This is a genomic window from Desulfomonilia bacterium (assembly GCA_036567785.1).
GTDB lineage: Bacteria > Desulfobacterota > Desulfomonilia > UBA1062 > UBA1062 > DATCTV01.
Genome location: DATCTV010000034.1, coordinates 311,821 through 337,019, shown reverse-complemented (window position 1 = coordinate 337,019; position 25,199 = coordinate 311,821). Strand labels below are relative to the sequence as shown.

The following is a 25,199-nucleotide window of genomic DNA, read 5'->3' as shown; positions in this document are numbered from 1 at the left end:
AGTGCGATGACCTCAAGTGGTATGAATACAAGAAAGCTCATGGCTGTATGTGTAATGCTGGCGCTCTTTATAAGCGCATTGACCGGCTGCGGCAGCACAAAGTACTACAAGATTACCGATACCAGCAACGGAAATGTCTACTTCGCAAAGGATGCGGAGATAAAGAAAAACGGCGTTGTCATTTTCAAGGATGCCCAGAACGCAAACAAGATGAAACTCAAGAATGTTCAGGTCATGAACATCTCACAGGATGAATTCAATGCAGCCGTGATGTCCGCTCCGGCATCGGTTGTGGCCTTTGAGATGGATTCGTCATCCACTTTGAAAAGGGTCGCCGGAGGCAAGGCCCTTTCCTTATCTCCCTACCTCGCAAACTCGCAGTGTCCGGGAGCATTTGGTGAGCCGGTCAGCAATGACTGTCTGAACAGTCTTCTCGATACGGTGGCCTCTCATACCAAGTGGGTGCGGACCTACGGGTCGACCCTTGGTCTCGAAAACATTCCGGCGCTGGCAAAAAAACGGGGCCTGATGGTGGCGGCAGGGGCGTATGTGGACGGAAACGATGCGAACACCCAGATCCAGAACCTCATGAACAACGTAAACAACGGCTTTGTCGATCTTGCCATTGTAGGGAACGAGGCCATGCAGCACGGAGTCCCTCAGGCCACACTGATAGCATATATCAATGAAGCCAAAGCCCTCAGGAAGGGCAAGGGCGCCAATGTCCCGGTAACGACATGTCTGACGGGCGATGACGTGTTCATGAGCAGCAATGCGCCGGTCCTGGCAGTCTGCGACGTAATATGCGACAACATGTACCCCAACTTCAGCCAGTCAGTCAGTGATGCGCTGGCAAACCTAGAGGGTTATTACAACGGCATGGCAAGATCCAGCCAGGTGGGCGGAAAACAGCTGATACTGGGAGAAACGGGTTGGCCGTCAGGCGGAACAGGCAATCCTAATTTCACGCCCGACAATGCGAGCGCTTTTCACAACGGCATTGTTCAGTGGGCATCAGGCGCAGGTATCCTGGCCTTCTATTTCGAATCTTTCGACGAGCCGCCCAAGGGAGACGCCAACGGGGAATCCCATTACGGAATCTGGGATTCGAACCGCAAACCTAAACAGGGGATGAAGCCGTAACGGTCAAGAAAAACTGACAAAACGCTTCCCCTGTCTACCGGTTTGACGGGGGAAACCGTCAGTTCACTTATCAATTTATTCTGATCTGCTTTCCCCCTTCTTGAGCTTCAGTTTGGCCAGCGTCTCGGCATGGGTTTTCCGGTTGATAGGGAACCAGATCAGGAGCGGCAGGCTTATGAATGTCACGAGCGCAGGAATCGGGCCGAAAAAGAGTTTTATCCCCAGCAGAGATTTCGCGCTCTGTGCTGCTTCGGGCACAAAACCGAAAAGCTTCAACACCCAGCCGCCCACGAAAAGCCCCAGGGCCCAGGCGACCTTGTCGGTCAGGCCCTTCACCCCGTAATAAATTCCTTCGCGCCTCTCTCCGGTTATCAGTTCATCATACTCTATCACATCCGGAATAATTGACCAGGGAAGGACCCACTGGGCCGAGAACCCGAAACCTGCAACGAAGACGATGGGGTATATCCAGAGGCTGCCGCCCTGCGGCAGGAAGAACGATAATGCGGTGGCGCCGAATGCTATGAACAGGCCCAGGGCATAGGTCGGACCCTTTGCCCATTTGTCGGTGACCCATTTCCAGAAAAAGAGAAAAACACCTATCGTGGCCAGGAGCAGGACCATCATGATGGGTATCTTGTCTTTCATGTTGAGCTGGTATGTGAGGTAAAAAGCCATGTACGACATGACAAGAACAAAACTGATGCCTGTAAACAGCCCCTGGATGATCAGATATACATAAGGTTTGTTTTTAAAGCAGGTGATTATTGAAGGGAGCACTGGCAGCTTGGAAGGAGGCCCTTCGAGCTCCTTGCGCTGCTTGACCCCGAAGGCCGTTATATAGAGGCACATCACGGCAAAGACCGCGAACATGATGCCCATCATCCTCCATCCGATCTTCCCTGTTGCGAACAGACCCGCGATAAAGGGCGGCAGGGCGGCGCCAGCCATATATCCCACGGTGCCGCCTATCATGCGGAAGGTTGTCAGGCTCGTGCGCTCGTCATAGTCACGCGTGAGTTCCGGCGTCATGGCATAGTAGGATACCCCTACGATGTTATCGAAGGTATAGTAGATGAGAAATGTGACAATAATCCAGACAGTGGTCATGACGCCGGTCAAGCCTTCGGGCATGGCCCAGAGCAGTGCAAATGATATACCCAGAGGGATCGAGCAGTAGTAGAGATAGACCTTGCGGCGGCCATGGCGGGATTTTGTGCGGTCTGAAATCCATCCGAAAAGAGGGTTGCTGGCGGCATCCCAGAGCTTTCCAAGAAGAAGGGCGGTGCCTACAAGTGCCGGGTCGACCTTGGCCACATCGGCATAATAGAACAGTATGAAAAACGCCACGGCCGACAGGCATATGGATATGCCGATATCGCCGAACAAATAAAATATTTTTGTGGAAATGCTTAGCCGGTCTCTTTCCTCACTGATTTCCATAATCACCTCACTTAGAAATAGATAACGTATTATTTGTCCGATGCAATGCCTTCGGTCTCTTTATACAGGTCCCCCACTCTCGGATATATCTTCCGGTAGGCGCTGTACATCTTTTCATAAATCTTGTGGTTTTCCGGATCAGGCTCGAAGCGGTCCTTGACATGCACCATCTTTTCTATCCCGGCCCTGAAATCGGGCAGAAGACCCGCACCCGCCGCGGCGCATATGGCCGCCCCCAGGGCGCCTGCTTCACCGACTTGTGTGCGTACCGCCGGTATGCCGAAAACGTCGGCCAAAATGGCAAGCAGCATGCCGCTCTGAGAGCCTCCGCCAGAGACGCGTATCTCGGAGAGCGTAATCCCGGTCTGTTTATGGATGGCCTCATACCCGGCTCTGATTTCATATGCCATGCCTTCGAGAATCGCCCGGTAGAGATGCGCACGGGTGTGTGCCATTGAAAATCCCAGCATCGAACCCCTGGCCTCGGGCCGATGGAAAGGCGCATTCCAGTAAGGCTGAACCATCAGGCCGAGCGAACCCGGCGGGATGTCTCGGATGGTCTCCTCCAGTATCTCTTCGGCAGGTCTGTTTTCATCTTTCGAGAGTATTGCCTCGTGCGCGGCCAGTTCCTTAACGAACCATGAGACGGTAAGCAGGCCGCCGCCAACTCCCACCTCGAGAATGTATTCGTCAGGGATCGCGGATGGCCATGGCAGAAAAATGAGATTTTTGTCATTGATATATTTCTTAGAAGGGATATTGAGGCCGATGGTCGTCCCGAGCACGAGGGAGGCGTGTCTTTCATCGGTGACGCCCATTCCGATCATTGCGGACTGCTGGTCTCCGCCGCCGACCACGACGGGCAGCCCTTCGGGAATCATGGTCTCACGAGCGGCCTCCCGGGTTATGCGGCCGGTTATGCTCTGAGGCCGCATCAACTCGGGGAGCATGGAGGGAGTCACCCCGAATGCCTCGTGAATCCCCTTGAACGGATAGAATTTGAATTTCGTGTAGTCTATCGGGAACATCCCTACCATCATGGCTATGGATTCATTGATCTCTCCCGTGAGCCGGTAGTTAAGAAAGCTCGCGACCTGCATGAACTTGTGTGTCCGGCGGTAGACATCGGGTTCGTTCTGCCTGATCCACAGAAAGCGCGAATGTCTGCGCACGTAGTCGATTGCGCTCTTCTTGCCGATGACCCTGAAGAAGAAGCCCCAGAAACCGCCTAAAGGAGGAAGTCCAACGGTCTCTCGTCCATCCAGATAGATTATTGCAGGCCTGAGGATATTGCCTTGACTGTCCATGGGAATGACCGTACCGCGTTGTGAGGTAAGCCCCACTGCCTTGAGTTTCCCGATGTCCGGGCCGATTGAGGCAAGCACCTCACGTACCGTTTCGCAGAGTTTTTTCCAGTAATCTTCCGGGTCATGCTCAACCCACAGGGGGCGAGGGGCCGAATCGGGTTCGTTCGCCATCCGCGACAGCGCGAGCTGATTGCCGTTCAGATCGAATACGGCAGCCTTCACGTTCTGGGTGCCGCTGTCTATGGCCAGGATCAGATCATCCGTGTTACTCATCCTGACGCTCCTTTAAAAACAGTCAGCTTTTATTCGGATAAGAAAAATTTGTTCTTACGGGCCAGAGCTGCATATTCACTGACTTCGTCTTCGATGCGCAAATCGCTCCAGCCAAGATGTACCGCCATGAACCGGGCCACCTTCCGGCCCAGTTCCTCATGGTTATCGCGCTGGTGCAGGGAAAGGTTCGTGCGGCGCAGAAGAAAGTCCTTCACGTGAGTTATCATTTCGTATTCCATGCAGTAGGCGATCTCGGCCATGATGTAGGGCTGGCCGTATGTAACATGCTCTGCAAGCGACGGGTCATCACGCACCATTTCAAGTATGACGATACCGCCCTTCCCGTAGTTCTGGTAGATGTGCTCCACGGTACCGGCGTCAAGCCCGGGGCCCTTATCACCGAATGTTTTGCGAATCAGGCTGTTCCATTCGTCCTTTGTAAGCGAAAGGGAAAACCTCTTCTTCGAAAGCCTTCTGTCGGGTTCGGCAATTGAGGAGGCGCCTTTCGCCGACATGTAATTAAGCAGCTTGAGCGCCATGGTCCGGAAAATGGTGAGCTTTCCGCCTGTTAGCACGAAAAACCCGGGTTTCACCTCGTCAATATATTCCCTGCGCGAGGTCTTGTCCTCGGAGAGCCCTTCCTGGTGGACCAGAGGACGGTTCCCGGCATAGGTGCCTATAAGGTCCCCGGGTTCGAATCGGGCGGCAGGCAGGCTCGCGTTGGTAATATTCCTGAAATATTCGTACTCCTCCTTTTCTGTGTAGCAGTTGTCAAGGTCGCCTGTATATTCGGTGTCGGTGGTCCCCAGATAGGTAAAATCGCCATGGGCCAGCACGAAAACGCCTCGCTTGTCCACCGGGTTCTTGACATATAGCCCTCCACGGTTGCCTATCGCTTCGCGCTTTACGACGATGTGAACGCCTTTGGCCGGCCTTATCAGGCGGCTCCCTTCATTGTAATCTCCGGGAAGGAGTTCGTCGGTCCACGGCCCGGAGGCATTGACGACATTTTTCGCCCTTATGGCAAAGGTCTCGCCGGTCTCCCGGTCAATAGCCTCTACGCCTGCTGCGCGGCCGTTTTCCATGAAAACCTCTTTTGCCCTTACATAGTTGAGCGCCGTGCCCCCAAGCATGACCCCTTCCTTGACGACCTCGGCGGTTAGCCTGGCGTCGTTGGTTATGCACTCGTAGAGAAGGTATCCTGAATGTATACCCTTGAAGGTCATATCCTGTTCGAGCTTCCTGATCTTGTCTATGTTCAAAAAGCGCGAGATGCGGTAATTTTTCCAGCCGGACAGGGCATCGTAAATGGCGAGTACGATCCCGACCATGACAGCCTCCTTAAGGCTGTAGCATGCGAAGATGATTGGCACCGGCCGAACCAGGTTGGGAAATGCGCCGCGCATCCAGTCACGCTCGTGCGTTTCCTCCCTCACGAGGCCGAACTCGCCGTTGATAATATAGCGGACCCCGCCGTGAGCCAGTCGGGTGCTTTTGGATGATGTCCCGAATGCGAAGTCGTCCTTTTCAATAAGGGCCGCCCTGACCCCCTGCAGCCCGCATTCACGCAATACGCCCGCGCCGGTTATACCGCCGCCAACGATCAGAACATCGAAGGAGGTTTCTTTGAGCTTTTTCAAGTATTCCGGACGGTCTTTCGCACTCCATGATATCAATTCATTGTTCATTGCAGACACCTTTCAAGGAAACCGGGAATGTCGAGCACTTCCGGTCCTGATTCCCCGCTGTTTTTCATGTTTTCCAAGAGGACACTGCGGCATGTCGGACAGCCGGTCACAAGGACATCAGCCTTTGACTCGCGAGCAACGTCAATCAGGCGGGATGCCATTTCGCGCATGATTTCAGGATGGCTAATCTCGAGCCCGGAGCCATAGCCGCAGCACGGAGCCCGATCGCGGGAAAAGGCCATCTCGACAAGCTTAATGCCCGGAACCATGCGTATGATATCGCGCGGCGCTTCGAATACACGAAGCTCGCGGCCCAGCCCGCAGGGGTCGTGGTATGTGATTTTTCTTTTTTTGAAGCCTGCAAATGCTGGCTTTTTTTCTTTCAGAACTGCAAGCAGGAATTCCGGCAGGCTTATGATTTCGATGTTTTTGATATCAAGGCCCAGTTTCGGATATTCCAGTTTGATCATCCTCAGGTCATCGGCTGACATGACCACAAGTTTTTCAGGCGAGCGAGCTTCTATCGTCTCCTTGAATTTCTTTGCAAGTTCTGCCGCCTCACGTGAAAATCCAAAGAAGTATGCCAGCTTCCCGGTATCGGGATCTTCTGGCAGAGCGGAAAAATTGATGGCGAGTTTTTCAAAAATATTAACGGTGCCCCGTACCGAATCAGCCCAGTACGCACGAAGCCTGCGCCCGAAATATACCAGAATTCGCGCGTCCGGCCTTGCCGTATAGGACTTTAAGATCGAACTTGTCTCATCAGAATTCCCCGGATTGATTCTGCCTGAAACTATATCCGCCTTTTTTGCCAGCACGGATGCAGGCAGCAAGGAGTCATCCAGCCCGGTTCTTGCGCTCAGCATGATCTCGCCGGTGTCGATCCCGGTCTCGCAGGCTTCCCTGCAGGCCTTGCACATCGAGCAGCGGTAGAAATAATCCACAATATTGGCATTAAGGTCGGCCTTTCCCTGCATGATACGATAGGCGAAAAACCCGCGGTTGTGCGGGGAATCGGCCTCGTGCCGGGTGGCGGCGGCAACGGAACAGGCATCACGGCACATCTTGAAGCAGACGGAACAAAGCCGGGAGTTTTCTATCAGATCGCTCATGCGTTCATCTCCTTTAAAGTGAATTCATCACCATATTTAAAGCCCGAGTTTTCCGGGGTTCATGATATTGTTGGGGTCCATGGCCCTTTTTATGCGGCGGAAATTCTCAAGTCCCGTTTCGCCCAGTTCCAGTTTCATGAAACGCCCCAGGTTGATCCCTATCCCGTGGTGGTGGTTTATGGTGCCGCCCAGATTGTGCGACAGCTCTATGCCCCTGCGCCAGACCTCGTTATATGTGCGGGCCGCCTGTTTGCCCTTTATCAGCTGACCGACGAAGGTCGGATAAATCATCCCGCCTGATGTATAGAAATGGGAAAAATGCGCGGCAAGGAACATCTGCATGCTTTCAACAATTTCCTTGAGTCCGCGCTGGACCTTCACCAGATAGTCGAATGTCCCGGCCGAATCTATGCAGCCGGACACTCTCACAAATCCCGGAGTAGGGATGCCGAAGAGAGGGTGAGTGCTGGAAGGGAATGCCACCGAGAACCTCTTGTTCTCCCACCAGTTCTTTGCAGGTCCTTCGCCTAGGTCTTGGGCCTTGAGCTTTTTTGCGATCTTCATAACCTCCCGATGTTCCAGTTTGCAGAGGTCTTCAAATCCGTCGAACATCAGGATCATTTCCGAACCCGAGTCATGGTGGTGAAAGTATTGCGTTTCGAGTTCATCCGAGATGCGCATGGCGGCAGGCCAGAGGCCGCGCCGCATGATGAGGCGCGCGCCGTTCATGGCTGAAGGCAGGTCTTCGAACAGGAGTCCCAGGAATTTTCTGGTCTCCGGCAGGGGTCTTATCTTGAAAGTGGCCTCGGTAATAACCCCGAGCGTTCCTTCGGACCCCATGAACAGATGATTGAAATTCGGCCCTGCGGCGGAGTTGGGCACGGCCTTGGTGCGCATGATTTCGCCGGTAGGCAGCACGACCTCCATACCCAGCACCATCTCTGATATCTTGCCGTACTTCGTTGAGACGACGCCTGCGCTGCGGGCGGCAAGGAACCCGCCTATCCCGCTTACATGCTGAGACTGGGGAAGGTGGTTAAGTGTGAAGCCCACGGCGTTGAGCCTCGATTCAAGCTCCTGGCAGATGAGCCCTGTCTGCGTGGTCACGGTATGGTTTTCGGTATCTATTTCTATCACCTTATCTAGCGATTTGGTGTCGATGAGAATGCCTCCGAACAACGGCAGCGTGCTGCCGCTTCCCTGCGCGCCCCCGCATTCCGGGGTTACAGGCACCTTGTGGACATTGGCGATCTTTATTATCTCGGAGACCTCCTGCGCGGTTTTCGGCCAGACGATGAAATCCGCCTGGGGAGGTTCAAATTCGCCTTCAGGCTGAGGGCAGTTCCATTCCACGATCATGTCGCGTGAGTAAGACAGACGGTCGATGGGTGATGTCGATACCCGCTCCGGGCCAAGCGCTTCAATCAGTTCGGTTTCAACCAGTGACTTGCGGAAATCATAGAACGGTTTCATATAACCCCCTATGCTTCAAACCATCAGAATTTATAATCTTATAACATATCATTCCTTCACAGAAAAAGGGATTATCGTCCGGACACGAATATTCCGGCAGTGCCGCAACCTATTATAACGGGCTTGAAGGAATTTCTACGGGACAGCCTGAGAGGCTATGATCCGCCCCTTGAGCATTACGGGAAAATAGATGGACATATCATCAAGGAGAATGTCTTCCCTTGTAGTATTTACAACATATGTGAAGACCATGTCCGCCCCTTTGAGTTCGGGATGTGACTTGCCTGCATAGATAAGGAGTTCCGGACTGCCCTGTTCGCCCGGGGTAAAAAAGCAGGTCTGCAGGGACCAAGGCCCGGTCATGGATTCGGCAGACGACAAAGCCAGGCAGGGATTCATTACACTCAATGTCTGAACCTGGAGATACCTATTAAGCTTAGGCTGATATTGAACGGAAAACTCCATCTGGCCGTCTGTTATTATACGCACAGGTTTGTGTTTTTCCCCTTGCACCCAGCCTGCCTTCTCACCGGCCCAGTACTGCAGATTTACAAGCGTTCCGGTAGCGGCCGAGCTTTCCGGCCAGCGTACCAGATAGACCGCACGATCCCTGCTGTCCGCAGCGCATACCGTCAGGAAGCCTTTTTCCAGGAGGGGATTTCCGGAACCGACAACTAGGCCCTTCATCTGGGGGCTGATGAGCCAGGTCAATTTCCAGCGGTTCGGTTCCTCCTGGGGATTATCGATCCAGACGGCCTTCCATCCGCAGGCCTCAAAACCGAGTTCATTTCCGGCTTCTTTAATTTCCATGAGGAAGATAATTAAATGTTTGCCGAGCATGATGCCGGAAGCCGGCCAGAACCATTTATTTCCATTATGTCCAAAAAAAGCCTTTGGTTTTCCTTCCTTCATTTTCCAATAGAACTTCATCTTGGCCATGGAAGGATCATACCCTCTCTGGATGGCAAGGCTGTTGCGCACCAGATCGGATGAACGGCGGGAACCGGTACCGGCAAGATCGATAAGGCTGTCGCCGAAAAGCCAGAGCACCCGGCCGTTACCCAGGTCGATCGATGCGGCCCCGTCTCCGCCAAGCCAATGAGGGTCGGAATGAAAAATCTTCTCGGCTTCAGTCCAGCGTTGAGCCTCTATATTGAAAGACTCTCCTGCCTCAAGATTATCCGCCCAAAAGAACAGGCTCAAAAGCAGTGTGGAAAATAGGAATATCGTGAGATGGCGGGGAATATTCTGTTTATAAAGAAAGAATGCTTTTCCGCCCTTCATGATCAAAATTGTAGCACTAAAGCCGTTTTCATAACAGGTGATCTTAAAGCACAGGGCTTCGTCATGGACAATAAATTGTCTCCGTGATTGACAGAACCTGAAAATTTGTAGAATGTTTGAGATGCATTTCTTTGCGGCCCGAAACAAATAACACCCTTATAAAAGGAGGGCGTGATGAAACCACGCATAACGTTTTTTCTCGGCTCCCCGCGCGAGCATGGAAACACGGCATGTCTGATTGATAAAGTGAGCGAAACGCTTAAGAAAAAGGGGGCAAATCCAAAGACTGTATTTCTTCCCGATTACAAGATTAAGCCCTGCGCCGAATGCTTTTCCTGCCAGAAAACAGCCGGAAAGCCCGGCTGCAAAATCAAGGACGACATGCAGGAGATGTATGAAAAGATTCTTGCCAGCAGCGTTATTGTTTTCGCCGCTCCGGTATTCTTCTGGTCATATGCGGCACAGATAAAGCCTTTTATCGACAGGCTTTTCTGCCTTGGCAAGTATGATAAGGAGCCGATAGCTTCCCTTGTGAAGGGCAAAAAATGTGCGCTTGTCCTTACAGCAGGCGGCGACGAGTTCGACGGGGCCGATCTTGTGGTTCAGAGCTTTGCCAGAATGGCGGAATTTTCTCAGATGAACAATCTTGGGCATCTTGTCATCGGCGAATATACAGCTCATGAGATGCTTGACAGGAAAGAAACCGCTCACAAGATCGAAGCTTTTGCTGAAAAACTGTTAAACGATGAAAAGAAGAGAGGATAAAGGCTGTCGCAGGGTTCCTGCGCAAACCCTTAATCCCGATATATTGAATTTTCCCGGTTCCGGTTTTGTCCCGTTTTACGGGAAAAAGGAATTTACCTCTCTCGAAAAGGTTTATAAAAAGTCCTGGGGCATCAGCCTTCAGTTGACAGATCCCAACGGCGAAGGCGGCAACAATATTTCCTGTTGCGAACTCTGCGGACTTCCTGAATGCCGGGAAACCCGCAAGCTGGTCATAACAGAGGCCCTAAGATGGGGCGAGCCAGTCATCAAGCTTTGCGCGGGAAGGCATTTTATATGGGCGGTTCCAGTCATGTTAAACAGGGAAGTCCTGGGCGGGATAATCGCCGAAGTCCCTGAGGACACGGTTTTTCCTGACAATACAGGCAAGGCCTCCCTTGATATTGTAAAGGCCTCGGCCGACCTGATGCGGCTTGCTGGCGGGTTCAACCTGACCAATCTGGACCTTCTGGAAAGCCGGCAGGCATTCAACAAAAAAGAAGAGTACAGGGCGCATTCAATCCATTACTTTAAAGCACTCGGGATTTCCGGGATAAGGGAAATGTATTCTCAGATCGAACCCGCACTCCTTAACGCAATAAGGCATGGTGACAAAACCGAAGCGCGAAGCCATATCAACAACCTGCTTACTGCAATTTTATATAAGGGGCAGGGGAACTTCGAACATATAAAGGGTCAGTTCCTTGAGCTGGTCATAACCATGTACCGGACAGCCGTCGAACTGGGCGGGGCTGCAGACAACCTGCTGGGAAAGAATTACGCCTCGCTCGTTGAACTTTCCAAAATCAGGACGGAGGAAGACCTTTCATTCTGGCTGACGGGTACTCTGGATATCATAATGGACTCCATCCGGGAGCACAGCCTCGATTCAAAACCGTTTCAGCTTCAGACGGCGTTCGAATACATGAAAGAGCATTTGTCCGGGAATGTAACCAGGGATGATGCGGCGCGCATGGCCTGCATGTCATCGGCGCACTTCTCACGCCAGTTCAAAAAGCATTTCAAATGCGGCTTCTCGCAGATGCTGAATAGACTTAGAATTGAAAAGGCGGCCGAGCTTCTTGTGAACACCGGGATGAGCATAGCAGAGATCGCACAGAATACAGGCTTCAACGACCAGAGTTATCTCAACAAGGTTTTCCTCAGGCATATGCAGAAAACGCCTCAGCAGTACAGGCTTTCAGGCAGAAAATGACATCGGATTCAAATTAACGGCCGTTACCCTCAAAACATCGGTGCAGGGCTTCAGGCAGATTATGATAATCCACTGCCTCTGATTCCCGTGACAGATCCACGGAGTTGAACGTATTCCAGAACAGGACCGTGTCATGCGCATGAGAGTCATCCCCGATAAAGTCCAGAACAGCAGCGCCGGTCTTTCCCGTATATACGGGTTCCAGTTTTATGCCCGCCTCTTTACGGAATCGTTCAACCGCTGCCAGTCCCTTTTCAGTGGGTATGCCGTATCCGGTACCCACATAATCGTTCAATATAAGTGGAGGATCTATCCGAAGCTCCGGGATATCATGGCAATTTCGTTTCATAAGCCCGTACACGGCTTTCATCATCGCAGCCGCCGCAGCCGGGGTGTTGAACTGAATCGGGCCTATGCGGTCGATCCCCGCACGCACCCCGACAACCGAGGTTTTGAAACCAGCCAGGGCAAACCCGAGAGCGAGTCCTGCCAGGGTTCCGTTGGATGCCGTGGCGCAGAAGATATAGTCGGGCCTGGGCATCTCTCCGGCCTCTACCTGCCTGACGAGTTCAAATGCCGCATTGACGAAGCCCAGCGTACCGGTAATGGAAGACCCTCCTGCAGGAAGGAAATAGGCGTGGGGATGCCTGAGCCTCTGCAGGAGGTAATAATGAATCCCGGTATAATACATGCCGGGGTGATAGATAATTTCGACCCCGTAATGATAAAAAAGTCGCAGGTTATGCCTCACGAAAGGGGTGAGATGCTGCTCAAAAAGTATGAGGGTACATGCCAGCCCGAGCCTGCTGCAGAATATGGCCGTGGCCAGACCGTGGTTGGTTCCAATGCCGCCGATGGTAACAATTCGCCGGGCACCCTTCTGCAAGGCGTCTCCCAGAATGAACTCCAGTTTGCGTACCTTGTTGCCGCCGTAATGAGGGCTCAGGAGATCGTCCCGCTTAATCCAGAGGTTGTCACTGCCAAGGCCGGGCAGGCGCTCCACCCGTGTAACAGATGTATCAAGCGGCATCCAGACGATATTCCGGCCAAGCCCGGGGTATCTCTCAAAAAGAATCGGCCGTTTATTTTCAGAGGATATCATCGGGCCTTCCTGTTCCTTCAATTAAGCAGTGTCTTTCATACGCGGCTGTAAATTGTCTTCCCTTCAACGATGGTTTTCTCAACGCGGATGTTATGGATTTCGCTGACGGGAGCCTTAAGCGGGTTGCGTGAAAGGATGACCATGTCTGCACGCTTGCCGGGAGTGAGGCTGCCCTTTATGTTTTCCTCGAACTGCGCATAGGCTGCGTCTATTGTAAACATACGCAGGGCCTCCATGACGGTGATGCCCTGCCCGGGCTCGAAGCCTTCGCGCGTTACACAACACTCTATCGCTTTCAGGACCTCCGGGGATTCAATAGGCGCATCCGAAGCACCGGCCAGACGGATGCCCGCATCAAGCATCGAGCGGAACGGATAGGTCCTTTTAGCTCTCTCCGGGCCAAGGCGCTTATGAAGCCAGTGCTTTTCGGAATGAATGAACAGGGGCTGGGTGGCAACAACCAGTTTCAAACGGGCGATAAGTGCAATCGTTTCTTCATCCAGGATTGATGCATGTTCGATGCGGTGCCGGCGGCCGGGCATCGGGTGCTCTGCCAGAAGGCGGCTGAATAGACCGGCGCATAAGCGGTTGGCATCGTCTCCTATCGCATGTACGCAGACCTGAAGACCTGCGAGATGGGCGGCCAGCATGCGCCGGTAAAGCTCATCGGGCGGATGCATAAGCAGGCCTTTTGTTTCCGGGTGATCGGAATAGGGTTCCTTCATTGAAGCCGTGCATGATCCGAAGGCGCCGTCTGCATAGAACTTGACCCCGCCAATCCGGTTGCCCCCCTGATGAAGGACGGTCTGGCGGGCGGCTTCGACCTGTGCAGGATCGTCTGTTATAAGAAGGCCGTACAGATTTACAGGTACATGGGAAAGGAGCAGCTGCATTGCGAGCAAGTCATACGCCCCGGCCGCACCTGCCGGACCCTCGGCACTGGTCTGCAGCACGATGCCGGCGGATGTTATGCCGCAGGAGGCGAGTTTTTTGAATGTATCCCTGCCGCTTTTCTCATAGACGCCCATATCCGGCATGGGCATGGCGCTCAACACCTGATGCGCAGCGGCTTCCCTGAATACGCCTGAGGGATGGCCGTCTGCTTCCCTGTCTATGACGCCTGCCGGCGGATCCGGCGTGGCTGCGGTAATGCCCATTGCAACGATAGCTCGCGTGCTAGCGATAATCAGATGGGCGTCATGCCTGAGCACAATCAGCGGCCGGTCAGGGCATGCCGCGTCCAGGTCATGCCGCGAAGGCAGCCTCGGCGGCGTTAGCTTCTGCTCGTCGAAATTAAGGCCCACCAGCCAGCTCTCGGCCCCTCCTTTATTCGAGGCTTCCCGGAGTACCCTGATAAGCTCTTCAAGCGAACCTGTCCCGCCCAGGTCGGCATTCATCTCGTAGAATACCATGACAGTCGGGTGCAGATGCGTGTCTATAAAACCGGGAAAGAGGGCGCACCCGGACAGGTCGATGCTCTCATAATCGCAGATAAGGGCATTGCGGCATTCTTCAACCGTTCCGGCCGCAACTATAAGGCCATCCTTTACAGCGAGCGCTTCCGAATTTGGACATGCGGGGTCCATGGTTACGATATCGCCGCCCGTGTATAAATGTCCTGTTCCCTTCATCGGATCACCTCATATAAGTATCCGTGACCATGATGTTATTTAAGAGGCAGAGCGGAACCGACGGCCATGAGCAGATACGCTGCAATGATAAAATACCTGAAGAGCGGGCCGCCCAGAAACCCCAGGCTGAAAGGAGGCTGCCCGTCATCCGCATGCCTGCGGCTCATCCCCAGGGCAGGAGGTATCAGAATGGCCAGAAGGACCGCCATGGCTCCACAGCCAAAAATATAACGTTTATTTACATAGGTGAACTATCAGGGCCATTCCGGCAGCACATTGCCGGTTCAAACCGGCACATCTTAGGAATCCATGCTTACCTTGATTTCGCCTCTGCACATACCCTTTTCATGCATGATGCATTTATCTATGACAGGGCTGATTTCATATTTTATGTTGAGGGCCTTAAGCCAGCACTCGATCCTGAACATCACGCCGCATCTGTATTCATCGACAAGGCCTGCCTGCAGCATGCCCTTATATGCAAAGCACTCCCCCTGTTTCCATTCCCACCTGAAAATATTTCTTTCAGATACATATATAGACATTTTTCCGAAAAGAGACGCGGGGAGGATCAGCTCCAGACAGTCCTTGAGAAATCCGGCCAGTTCGTCAAAGGATGTGATTTCCTTTTTATCCAGGCCGAGAAGTTTTCTGGCGCCCATAAGTTCAATGGGAGCAAGAGAGCGAATTGCGGCGAGGTTTAATTTGTTTGCCGCTTCAATGCCCAGCTCGTTGTATGTATTGTAAAACCACATGCCGTCATGGGTAAGCCAGCCCCGGCCCAGAAAATCTCTCACACCGCTTTTCTCTACCCTCTCCAGAACACTCATACCCAACCCCTTGTTAAAATTCTTAATCCGGTTAAAGCGCGTAGACGACTTTGCCTTCAAATTCTGCGGCCTCGTTTCTGACAAGCCTTTCGATGTGTTTTTTCACCATGATCATTTCCCACATGAATATGAATTCATCGACATGAAACCGTCTGCCATAGATATGTCCCTGCCGGGCTATCTCTTCTATGGTTGAGGGTTTCTTTTTAAGCGCCGTTATGATCCGCTCATCCCTTTTGCCTATCTTTCCCAGATATCCGACAAGTCCGGTCTTGAACTCTCTGGATGTCAAAATCCCCTTTTCATGGCCTGTAATTATATGGCCTGCATCTATCTGGACAAGCTTGCGGCATGAGTCGATGAACATGTCGATATCGCCGTCGGAGCCTCCGTACCAGGGTCCGAAATCACTGAGGTCTATATCGGCCGCATATAACACCCCTTCATCAGGAAAATACATGCAGCTGTATCCGGCCGAATGGCCGGGTGCTGCTATGACATGCATGGTTGTTTTTCCGAAGCTGATGACATCACCCCATTTATATTCTCCGCTTATTCTCGAAGTAGAGAGCCACCATTCGTGATTATTGAGAGGTGAATGCGGACTCGGCGGAGTTTCAGGGTTTTTGATACTTTCTATCCAGGCTTCAACCCGGGCTCTGCCGTAAACCTCTTCAATGCCGAGGAAAGCGCCCAGCGTTCTCCTGTCCCTGAAACAAACCGCCTCCTTGTCGTTAAGATAAATTTCGGCTTCGTTGAAAAGATAGTTTCCGTTGATATGATCATAATGGTAATGCGTGTTATAGACTGAATTTATCCTGTACGATCTTTTGAGCGCCTCAAGCCTTTTTTTGCCTGCTCCTGTATCGATCACCGCCTTGATGTCATCGTCGATAAAAATGGTGACGCTGAAAGGAAACCTGTCGCTGTTGGCTCCGGGAATGACTTTTATTTTTCCGAAAGAAGAACTGAACAGTTCATCTGTTTTGTTCATGATAAGTCCTTTATCATCATAATCGACATATCAACAGTTGATATTTCCATATTATAACATTTTTTCTGATTCAACAAAGCGTCCCGCACTTTAAAACCGGAATGTCCGCCCCTATAACATCATAATAAAGGTTTTAGAAAATACTGAAGGAGGGCCTATGGGCTATAAAATTTTCACCTGCGCGCATTGCGGCGCCAGAAACAGAGTGCCTGAAAACAAAAGCCCTAATGAGGCAAAATGCGGCAAATGCCACAAATCCATAGGGACTCGGGCAGAAGCAAAGCCGGTTGAGGTGACGGATGCTACATTCGACTGGGAAGTGCTCAACCATCCCGGTGTCGTTCTTGTCGATTTCTGGGCCCCATGGTGCGGCCCTTGCAGGATGATGGGGCCGGTAATTGACGAACTCTCAGTCAAATATGCAGGCCGGGTCAAGTTTGCAAAAATGAACGTGGATGAAAACCGTCTTATACCGTCAAGGTATTCGATACAGAGCATACCCGCGCTCATGATATTCAATAAAGGCGAAATGGTTAAAAGCTTAATAGGGGCCCGGCCAAGGGATGAACTTGAAGCACAGCTCAAGATCTTTATAAAATAATTTTCCTGATGTTACACGGGTTCATGTACAATAAGGTCTTATTTTAAAAGCCGATTGCCCGAACCACCGGCTTCAGTTAAAATAAGTCATGGAAAAGAGACCCTCTTCTGTCAGGTCCAGGCAATTCAAGTTGATTTCGCCTACACAGCTCAGGATAACCCAGGGGGGAGGATGCATCTCCGTTTTCGGAATGCCTTTTCTCATGGCAGGTATATTCGTAACCCTTGTCGGGCTTCAGATAATAAGGGTGAACAATGCATCCGAGGTTCCCTTATGGACCTGGCCTTTAATGATACTTATGGGCGCCGTGTTCACGTGCGTCGGCGGTTTTCTCGTATTCGGCAGAACCTGGATTACCATAGATACGGGATCAGGCTTCGTCTCCGAAGTTAAAGGCATAATCAAGCCCGTCAAAAAAAAGGATTTCAGTCTTGCAGAATTTGACAGGATCTCGCTCGATTTTATCGCAGGAGACTCGGACACAGCGGACACCTATGAGGTTAACCTCAGAAAAATATCGGGCGGCAAACTGAAGCTCTCCAGTTCGGCGCAATACAGCGTCTCATATGAAAAGGCCGTTTTTCTGGCCGAATTCATGAAGATGACGCTTGAAGACAACAGCACTGAAAATACGGCCGTGCTGAAACCGGAAGATATCGATGGCTCACTGAAAAGCCGCCTTGCCAGACACTCCGATGCCCTTAAAACCGCATATCCGCCTGTGGACATGAAATGCAGAACCAGCGAAGACCTGGGAGGCCTGCAGATCGAAATACCCTCCGCCGGCTTCGGCCTTTCAAACCTGATTCCCCTTATCATAGCAGCAGGCGTGACGTGGTATTTCTTTGCCAGGTTTGTCCCGTTCTTTAAGCATACGAACACGCCGGAACCGGTCACTTTCTTTTTTACGGCCTTTGTCCTTATTTTCTTTCTCCTCTTTCCCGTACTTTCCTTTGTCAAGTCGGTCATACGCTCCATGAGAAACAGTGCGGTTCTTAAGATAATGCCGGACGAACTCGAATTGACCTATATCGACGCCTGGAAGAAAAAGGTCGTGAACATACCTGTTTCAGATATCATAGACATGGATTATTCAACCTCCCTGAACCGCAAGGCCTCTATAATGACCGAGCAGGCGAAAAGGTCCTGGGACACAAGCGGGAATTATACAAATACGCTTTCTCCCGACAGCAGGGTGTTCAAGTTCGTTGAATTCATGAGCAGTTTTGTCCGCTCGAAAGGAATCGTAATCAAAACGAGAAAGGATATATACACGTTCGGCCAGGGTCTGCCCGACAATGAAGTCCTGTACATCTTTTCCATTATTGCAGGCAGGCTGAAGGATTACAGATAAACCGCTTGAAGTCATTCTAATAGAGAGACCTGATTCTTTAATTTAACCCAATTCTTGATATCGGCTCTATGATGGTATATAATACCAGCATGAAAGCGGAGCTTGTCTTGAAGTAAAAGTTTTCCGATGAGCTGGAAAACCTGATTGAAATGAAAATATGGAAAGTTCCGGTTTCTCAAAACAGACCTTCCGGCTTTAAATATTCTCTCGTCTATATTGTAAACGGGAAAAGAATTATAGGGTATGACAATGAAACAGGCCGGGGTGATCACCGGCACTATGAAGGCGCGGTTGAAGATTACAGGTTTGAAAGTGCTATACAACTTGTAAACGACTTTAAAAAAGACATCCTGAATTACATGAAAAAGGTTAAGGGAGAATCAAAATGAAGATCATGAACGTAAAAATAGGCATCAAGTCGCTTGATCAGGGACTTGCCGATTTTGTAGATACAGCAAACAAGATTCAAAAAAACCTGCCGGTAAAGAAAAAGGATGGGGTTTACTTCACAAGCATAGAGGCTTTCAGGAAAGCCCTTACTCCCAAGAGGATGGAACTTCTTCACTTGATAAGAAAAGAAAAACCGGTATCCATAAGAAGCCTTGCCCGGATATCTGGAAGAGATATTAAAAATGTAACCAATGACATCCAGTACCTGGCAAGACTCGGCTTGCTTGAACTGAACGAAACTGGAAAGAACCTTGAGACAATGGTCAATTATGAAAAGATCCTGCTGGAAATAGCTGTTTAGACAGAGATCAGGGATTGGTTTAACAATTTATCAAATACAGTTCTGACTCTAGCCGGGCACAAAATTACAAAAGAAAGCTTCTAATCTCCAAGATAGAAAGACCTGCGAGTGCTATCATATGTAATCAATACAACTGTAAGGAGGCCTTGTGATGCAGGTTCTTGAAGCACTCTGCGAATCGGTGCAGAAAGGCAAATCAAAAGACACGGCAGAACTCGCCGCAAAGGCGCTGGCGGAAGGCGTAGCCCCTGAAACAATCCTTGACAAGGCCCTGATAAAGGCGATGGAGATCGTGGGCGAAAAGTACAAAAACGGTGAGATTTTTGTGCCCGAAATGCTCATCGCCGCACGCGCCCTGAACAAGGCCCTTGAAATACTTGAGCCCGAAATGCTCAAGGCCAGCGTAAAGGCAAAAGGCACCATTCTGCTCGGCACGGTAAAAGGCGATCTGCATGACATCGGCAAAAACCTTGTGGGCATAATGTTCAAGGGTTCTGGATTCAATGTCATCGACCTGGGCACGGATGTGGCAGTAGAGACATTCGTCGCGGCAGCCATAGAGCACAAGCCGGATATAATAGGTCTTTCATCGCTTCTCACCACAACCATGAACTACATGCAGCTTATCATCGAAGGGGTCCGCAAAAACGGAATACTTTCCAAAGTCATAGTAGGTGGAGCCCCCGTCACCTCCGAATTCGCTGCAAAAATCAACGCGGACGGTTATGCGGATAATGCCGCTTCAGCTGTTGACCTTGGAAAAAGCCTTTTAAGAACCGCCTGATCAAAAGACAGACGGCGCCTGTCATAAGGAAAGTTTATGAAAACAAACATGGTTCAGTGGCAGAAAGAGATAATTGAAAACGGCCGCACCATGGCCTTTCCCCTTATGAGCAATATGGGGGCTGGCCTTAAAGGCTTCAGCATAAAGGATGCGGTAACCGACAGCGGGAAGCAGGCTTCAGGCATAAAGGCCATTGCGGAGGCCTTTGACTCCTGCGCCTTTGTCACGATGATGGACCTCTCGGTCGAGGCCGAAGCGTTCGGTTGTGAAGTGAACATGCGGGAAAATGAAATCCCCACGGTGAGCAACAGTATTGTCGCTGACATGGCCTCTGCGGAAAGCCTTAAAATCCCGGACCCGCATTCCGGGAGGACCTCTGTTTATATAAAGACGGCAGGACTGTGCGCGGCTGAAATTGCAAGGCCCGTGTTCGGTTGTCTGATAGGGCCGTTTTCCCTTGCAGGCCGTTTGATTGACATGACGAGTATTTTTCTGAGTCTTTTTCAGAATCCCTCTATGGTTCATACGGTACTGGAAAAATGCACCGCGTTTCTGATTTCATATGCCCGGGCATTCAAGAAGGCGGGCGCAAAAGGAATTCTCATGGCCGAGCCGGCCGGAAGCCTCATCTCTCCGGCCCAGTGTGCCGAGTTTTCATCCGCATACATAAGAAAGCTTGTTGAAGAACTTCAGGATGAATATTTCACGGTTATCCTTCACAACTGCGGAAAGACCATAAAGCATGTGGAAACCATGCTTTCAACAGGAGCCAGGGCTGTGCATTTCGGAAACGCGGTCGATCTCAGCCTCATTGCACCCAGAATACCGCCCGACAGGCTCTTTATGGGAAACCTTGACCCGGTATCGGTCTTTATGAGCGGAAGCACTCAGGATGTTATAGATAAAACCAGCAGCCTGCTCGATGCCATGTCCGGCTACAGGAACTTCATCATCTCTTCCGGATGCGACATACCTCCGGGTACACCCCGGGCTAATTTTGATGTGTTTTTCAATACGGTATCGGTTTATAATAAGGGGCGTGCAAAGGCTTTTTCTTAGAGAAACCATAACATTTTAACATCTTTTATCTTTCGCGCCCTTAAGCTGTGAGTTTAAAAAAGAGGAGAACGATTATGAAGAAGATACCTGTCGCTCCCGGCATTGAAATAACCATTTATGACGAGGACGTTTCCATACTGAAAGGGCTCGCTGAGCGTATCGCCGAAATCGCTGCGCTCCCTGTCCAGAAAGAAAAAAAGGAGCTCTGGCGGGGAGTTAACGACCTCGAAAGAAAGACCGCCATTCTCATCAAACACGACGAGGTCCCGTGGAGCGAAATGAACATAACCGGCGAATTAGACCTGAAAACCACGGACAGGTTCGCCCAGTCCATAGAATTGCAGATGCGCTCCATCCTTTATCAGTGGGAGCATATGCAATGCGATATGGTGATCGAGCCGAGGCTGCTCTCATGGCTTGCCGTCATCGATCTCGGATTCGGCCTCAACGTGCAGGAGGAGGTCATCCCTCAGGGGGTGCACGATGCAACCGGCGCAGGCGGCTGGGTCAGCGCGCACCATTACACACCGCAGATAAAGGATGAAAAGGATATCGAAAAAATCGGGGAGCCTCAGATTACATACAACAAAGAGATCAGCGATGCCCTGCACGAGGCCCGCAGTATCTACGTTGGAGACATTCTCGAACTCAGAAAATGCGGACTGGACAATCCAGTTTTCGCCCTCTGGGATGACCTTGTCCAGCTCTGGGGTGCGCAGGAACTTTTGATCGACCTCATAGAAAGGCCCGAGCTTGTGCATATGGCGATCAAAAGATATTCCGAGGCCTGCTCAAAACGCCTGACCATATATGAAGACCTGGGCGTCCTGACATGGGACGAAACCCTGCCTACGGGAGCCGGGGGATACGGATATACCAACAGTCTTCCGGGAAAGGATTTCGATCCGGACCATGTAAAGCTCAAAAATGTATGGGGTCATTGCACGGCCCAGCTTTTCGGTTCGGTTTCGCCTGCAATGCATGAGGAGTTCGCTCTCAACTACGAACTGCCGCTCATGGAGCGCATGGGACTGCAATATTACGGCTGCTGTGAATCGCTGCACGACAGGATAAAAATGTTGAGGAGGATACCCAACCTCCGCAAGATATCCATGGGCCCGTGGGCCGATCTGGAAAAGGGAGCAGAGCAGATTGGCAACGACTATGTGCTTTCAGTCAAGCCCAATCCCGCAATGTTCGCCGGTATCTCATGGGAGCCGGACCGGTTCAGAAACTATTTGACAGACGTCTTCGAAAAAACAAAAGGCTGCTCGGTCGAGATAATCATGAAGGATATCAGCACCGTGTGCGGAGAACCGGAGCGTCTCTGGGAAACATCTCGAATTGCTATGGATATAGGGTCAAAGTACAGATAACTCACTGATAATATTTGAGGAGGTCTGGATGTCCAGAGTTAAAATGAGCGGGCGCGATATCACAACGCTTGCTACTCTTTTCGTCATGACAACACTTTTGTTCGCCGACCAGATGATCATGTCGGCCATACTCCCCGAACTTTCCAAGGAGTATGGGGCGAGAGAGACGACACTCGGTCTGATCGGGTCTGCTTTCACGCTGACGGGCGCCTTTGTGAGCATATTGTTCGGCTATATTTCAGACAAAGGCTCCCGCAAGACCATGCTGGTGCTGGTCATAATGATCGGAGAGATACCCTGCATAATGACCGGTATTCCTTATTTCACACAGTCAATCGGGGCTTTCGCCGCGCTCAGGCTCCTTTCCGGTATAGGCCTCGGCGGTGTCTATCCGGTGTCGTATTCCGTGCTCGCGGATTATTTCAGCGAGCAGCACCGTTCGACTGCAGCGGCCTGGATGAACACGGCCTGGTCTGTAGGCACCGTACTGGGGGTCGTACTGGCAGGCTTCCTTACCAACAAATACGGCTGGAGGATATCATTCATACTGATAGGGGCGCCTAACATTCCGATTGCTCTCTTTTTCGCTCTGTACGCAAAGGAGCCTGCAAGGGGAAGAACCGAGGATGCGCTGGAAGACCTCATCCAGAAGGGCCTTGTGTACAAACAGAAGATTAATTTCAGGGATTTCAGGATCATCCTCAGGATTAAAACAAACCTCTACATCTTTCTTCAGGGAATCCCAGGCACCATACCCTGGGGAATCCTCACCTACTGGGCCATCACGTTTTTCCAGGTCTACCGCCATGTCAGCAAAGAAATGGCCACGACCGTCTTCCTGGTGATCGGGATCGGCAGCACGCTGGGGGGTATATTCTTTGCCTATATGGGCGAGTGGCTTTATAAGAAGTCGCCGAAATACATGCCGATGCTGTGCGGCATCGTGGTGCTTATCGGCATCATACCGACCGCAATTCTTGTCAACCTGCCGGTGGCCAATTTCAAGCTCTACCTGGTGTTAGGTTTTGTAACCGGCTTTCTCATTGCAGTGGCCACTGCGAACGTCCCTGCCATGATCATGAACGTCAACCGCCCTGAGCACAGGGGAACGGTATTCTCGGTTCTGAATATAACGGGAAACCTGGGCAACGGGCTGGGGCCTGCCATCGGCGGCCTGCTGATTCCTTTCGGTTATCTTTTCGTGATGAATTTCGCAGTATCCTGGTGGGTACTATGCGGAATCCTTCTTCTTGCCGCTGCAAAATATATAATAGGCGACCGCGATGCGCTTCACCGGCTGCTTGAAGAACGGGCGGCGGAGATGGAAAAGGGGGCTTGAGCCCAGCCGGGTGAAGCGTTTCTTCCTGTCTGATAAAACGTATGCGGCAGTCTGTTCAATCCCTCCAGGTCGGTATCTCGTCAAGGGGGTAAACAGGCCTCGTGATGTTCTTATATTTTAACGAGAAGACATCTATGCTCGTGGTACCGGGGCTGATGACATTAACGGTTTTGCGGTTGTACATGAGAAAATAGTACCTGAACGGAAAGAGGTTCTTTACAACAACGATGTCCGCCTTCCAGAGGTTTAAGCCCAGGTCGGTGAAATATTCAGGATGGTATGTAGCATCCGGCTGCTCGGTCAGGATAAGATACATTCCCCTGTCTTTAAGGATCACGGTTTTTCCGAGCATGCCCTTGTTCTTGTAAACGAGTTCGCCTGTAAACGTAACAGGGGCATTATAAACACGGTCAAGCTTTCCTCCAACGGACAACGTGAGCTTGTCGTGAAGGTCCGCCTCGTATGCTATGGAAGCAGCCATCGCATCCCTTACGGGAATATATGATGTGAGATCCGGGGCGTTTTCCATGATGGCCTTCAATATCCATGTGTTCTCGCCAGGACCGCCAGCGCCTACTGCGTCGGCGGAGTCGCAGAAGACCGTCGTCCCGAACCTTCGGGCAAACCAGGCAGATTTAGCGATTTTCACCGCCTCTTCAGGCGTATTCGCCTTCGGCGGTTGTACTGTCCTGACAGACCAGTCAAGGTCGGCCAGTTCGTCGGCAAGTTTATCTGCCTGCGCCTTATTGCCGTTTGTCACGACTACCGTGCTCCAGCCGAGTTCAGGATCGTCAAGCCATATATGCACCATGAAATTCGATACCGACAGCACGCCGGTTTCGTTTTCCATACCATCCATACGCGAGAATATTTTCCTCATGGGCGAAAGAAAATCTATGCACATGCCGCCGCCCTTTAACAGCCTCATCTTCCGCATCGTCATCACGGGCTTCACTTCCCCGCGGACTGTCCATATCATTATCTCTCCGGCCTTGTATCCGGTTTCGTAGAAATCCCTGTGCGGATTGGTATGATAGCCCACTATGAAGGTAGCAAGCTCCGCGCGCTGTTTTGTCACACATGCGTGCAGGTCATGGCTCACGCCAACAGGCACGTCATTGCCTACGACCGAGCGGACAGCCGCGATGAGATCACCCTCAGGGTCGCGCATCCCCACAACTCCCATTGCACCGTGCAGCGACAGATATACGCCGTCGATTCTGCCTGCATTTTTGAGCCCTTCCGTAATGTCCTTTCTAAAACCCTCGTAAAGGTCGCGATCAACAGGGCCTCCGGAGTCGGAGCGTGCTTTGAGCAGCGGTATTATCTCTATTTCGCCTTTTCCCAGCTTTTCCACGGCGGCTATGAAACCGCCGAGCTCTTTCTTTTCCTTTTTGCTGTAGGGAACGATATCGGCGCCCCTGAGTATCGGGCCTTCAGCAGTGAAGTTTTCTTCGGTCGTAACGACGGGAGAGAACGAGTTCGTCTCCTGAAGCACTTCGGCTATGGCTATCCTGTATTTAGGCGTCTCCGCCGCCTGTGCCTGGACACTTGCAGACGCTGCAAGAAAAACCGCCATGAAAATGAAGATAATACATATTCTTGTTCTCATTGATGCCCCCTTATTTCTTATAGATTCCTTCCCGTAAAATTCCGACATGTTAAATTTTTTCAATC

General features: G+C 51.4%; 23 protein-coding genes. 11 read left to right on the top strand and 12 right to left on the bottom strand.

Annotated elements, in window-relative coordinates; all coding sequences use genetic code 11:
- The first annotated feature begins 6 nt into the window (after window positions 1-6).
- Window positions 7-1,143, top strand: a complete 1,137-nt coding sequence (locus tag VIS94_09855) for a glycosyl hydrolase family 17 protein (protein HEY9161378.1) — start codon at window positions 7-9, stop codon at window positions 1,141-1,143.
- A gap of 75 nt (window positions 1,144-1,218) precedes the next feature.
- On the opposite strand, the gene VIS94_09850 is transcribed toward VIS94_09855, so the two are convergent.
- The 6 genes from VIS94_09850 to VIS94_09825 all read right to left on the bottom strand — a co-directional run bounded on the left by VIS94_09850 (window position 1,219) and on the right by VIS94_09825 (window position 9,723).
- Window positions 1,219-2,586, bottom strand: a complete 1,368-nt coding sequence (locus VIS94_09850; GenBank protein ID HEY9161377.1) for an MFS transporter — start codon at window positions 2,584-2,586, stop codon at window positions 1,219-1,221.
- Between the two features lie 29 nt (window positions 2,587-2,615).
- Window positions 2,616-4,166 (bottom strand): FGGY-family carbohydrate kinase, encoded by a 1,551-nt coding sequence (locus VIS94_09845; protein ID HEY9161376.1) that lies wholly within the window; start codon window positions 4,164-4,166, stop codon window positions 2,616-2,618.
- Window positions 4,167-4,195: 29 nt separating this feature from the next.
- Window positions 4,196-5,854, bottom strand: coding sequence for a glycerol-3-phosphate dehydrogenase/oxidase (locus VIS94_09840; protein ID HEY9161375.1), 1,659 nt, complete (start codon window positions 5,852-5,854; stop codon window positions 4,196-4,198).
- Window positions 5,851-6,966 (bottom strand): (Fe-S)-binding protein, encoded by a 1,116-nt coding sequence (locus VIS94_09835; protein HEY9161374.1) that lies wholly within the window; start codon window positions 6,964-6,966, stop codon window positions 5,851-5,853. Before VIS94_09835 ends, VIS94_09840 begins: the two co-directional genes overlap by 4 nt.
- A gap of 36 nt (window positions 6,967-7,002) precedes the next feature.
- Window positions 7,003-8,439: an FAD-binding oxidoreductase gene (locus tag VIS94_09830; protein ID HEY9161373.1), complete on the bottom strand. Its 1,437-nt coding sequence runs from the start codon at window positions 8,437-8,439 to the stop codon at window positions 7,003-7,005.
- 135 nt (window positions 8,440-8,574) lie between these two features.
- Window positions 8,575-9,723, bottom strand: coding sequence for a DUF4185 domain-containing protein (locus tag VIS94_09825; GenBank protein ID HEY9161372.1), 1,149 nt, complete (start codon window positions 9,721-9,723; stop codon window positions 8,575-8,577).
- A gap of 174 nt (window positions 9,724-9,897) precedes the next feature.
- Between VIS94_09825 and VIS94_09820 the strand changes: the two genes are divergently transcribed.
- The gene (locus VIS94_09820) at window positions 9,898-10,488 is read left to right on the top strand and encodes an NAD(P)H-dependent oxidoreductase (GenBank protein HEY9161371.1); all 591 of its coding nucleotides are present in this window, start codon (window positions 9,898-9,900) and stop codon (window positions 10,486-10,488) included.
- On the top strand, window positions 10,469-11,701 hold the full coding sequence (locus VIS94_09815) for a helix-turn-helix domain-containing protein (protein HEY9161370.1): 1,233 nt from the start codon (window positions 10,469-10,471) through the stop codon (window positions 11,699-11,701). The genes VIS94_09820 and VIS94_09815 overlap by 20 nt, the downstream gene beginning before the upstream one ends.
- A gap of 13 nt (window positions 11,702-11,714) precedes the next feature.
- Here the strand turns inward: VIS94_09815 and VIS94_09810 are convergent, their stop codons facing one another.
- The 5 genes from VIS94_09810 to VIS94_09790 all read right to left on the bottom strand — a co-directional run bounded on the left by VIS94_09810 (window position 11,715) and on the right by VIS94_09790 (window position 16,258).
- Window positions 11,715-12,803 (bottom strand): pyridoxal-phosphate dependent enzyme, encoded by a 1,089-nt coding sequence (locus VIS94_09810; GenBank protein HEY9161369.1) that lies wholly within the window; start codon window positions 12,801-12,803, stop codon window positions 11,715-11,717.
- Between the two features lie 35 nt (window positions 12,804-12,838).
- Complete coding sequence (locus tag VIS94_09805) at window positions 12,839-14,434, bottom strand: amidohydrolase (protein HEY9161368.1); 1,596 nt, start codon at window positions 14,432-14,434, stop codon at window positions 12,839-12,841.
- 35 nt (window positions 14,435-14,469) lie between these two features.
- On the bottom strand, window positions 14,470-14,643 hold the full coding sequence (locus tag VIS94_09800) for a hypothetical protein (GenBank protein HEY9161367.1): 174 nt from the start codon (window positions 14,641-14,643) through the stop codon (window positions 14,470-14,472).
- Between the two features lie 90 nt (window positions 14,644-14,733).
- Window positions 14,734-15,264 carry a hypothetical protein gene (locus tag VIS94_09795; GenBank protein HEY9161366.1) on the bottom strand — a complete coding sequence of 177 codons (531 nt, stop codon included), beginning with the start codon at window positions 15,262-15,264 and terminating at the stop codon, window positions 14,734-14,736.
- Window positions 15,265-15,295: 31 nt separating this feature from the next.
- Complete coding sequence (locus tag VIS94_09790) at window positions 15,296-16,258, bottom strand: MBL fold metallo-hydrolase (GenBank protein HEY9161365.1); 963 nt, start codon at window positions 16,256-16,258, stop codon at window positions 15,296-15,298.
- A gap of 157 nt (window positions 16,259-16,415) precedes the next feature.
- Here VIS94_09790 and trxC point away from each other — a divergent pair, with 157 nt between their 5' ends.
- From trxC to VIS94_09750, 8 genes are all read left to right on the top strand, one after another.
- Entirely contained in the window at window positions 16,416-16,859 is a 444-nt protein-coding gene (gene trxC, locus VIS94_09785) for a thioredoxin TrxC (protein ID HEY9161364.1), read from the top strand.
- Window positions 16,860-16,947: 88 nt separating this feature from the next.
- Window positions 16,948-18,213 carry a hypothetical protein gene (locus VIS94_09780; protein ID HEY9161363.1) on the top strand — a complete coding sequence of 422 codons (1,266 nt, stop codon included), beginning with the start codon at window positions 16,948-16,950 and terminating at the stop codon, window positions 18,211-18,213.
- Window positions 18,214-18,362: 149 nt separating this feature from the next.
- Window positions 18,363-18,602, top strand: coding sequence for a DUF6516 family protein (locus VIS94_09775; protein ID HEY9161362.1), 240 nt, complete (start codon window positions 18,363-18,365; stop codon window positions 18,600-18,602).
- Window positions 18,599-18,964, top strand: coding sequence for a hypothetical protein (locus tag VIS94_09770; protein HEY9161361.1), 366 nt, complete (start codon window positions 18,599-18,601; stop codon window positions 18,962-18,964). Before VIS94_09775 ends, VIS94_09770 begins: the two co-directional genes overlap by 4 nt.
- Before the next feature lie 151 nt (window positions 18,965-19,115).
- On the top strand, window positions 19,116-19,748 hold the full coding sequence (locus VIS94_09765; protein HEY9161360.1) for a corrinoid protein: 633 nt from the start codon (window positions 19,116-19,118) through the stop codon (window positions 19,746-19,748).
- Between the two features lie 36 nt (window positions 19,749-19,784).
- On the top strand, window positions 19,785-20,807 hold the full coding sequence (locus VIS94_09760) for a uroporphyrinogen decarboxylase family protein (GenBank protein HEY9161359.1): 1,023 nt from the start codon (window positions 19,785-19,787) through the stop codon (window positions 20,805-20,807).
- Between the two features lie 74 nt (window positions 20,808-20,881).
- Window positions 20,882-22,183 carry a hypothetical protein gene (locus VIS94_09755; GenBank protein ID HEY9161358.1) on the top strand — a complete coding sequence of 434 codons (1,302 nt, stop codon included), beginning with the start codon at window positions 20,882-20,884 and terminating at the stop codon, window positions 22,181-22,183.
- Window positions 22,184-22,211: 28 nt separating this feature from the next.
- Window positions 22,212-23,522, top strand: a complete 1,311-nt coding sequence (locus VIS94_09750; protein ID HEY9161357.1) for an MFS transporter — start codon at window positions 22,212-22,214, stop codon at window positions 23,520-23,522.
- A 55-nt stretch (window positions 23,523-23,577) separates the two neighbouring features.
- Here VIS94_09750 and VIS94_09745 read toward each other — a convergent pair whose 3' ends face one another.
- Window positions 23,578-25,134 carry a M81 family metallopeptidase gene (locus VIS94_09745; GenBank protein HEY9161356.1) on the bottom strand — a complete coding sequence of 519 codons (1,557 nt, stop codon included), beginning with the start codon at window positions 25,132-25,134 and terminating at the stop codon, window positions 23,578-23,580.
- Window positions 25,135-25,199: the final 65 nt, after the last annotated feature.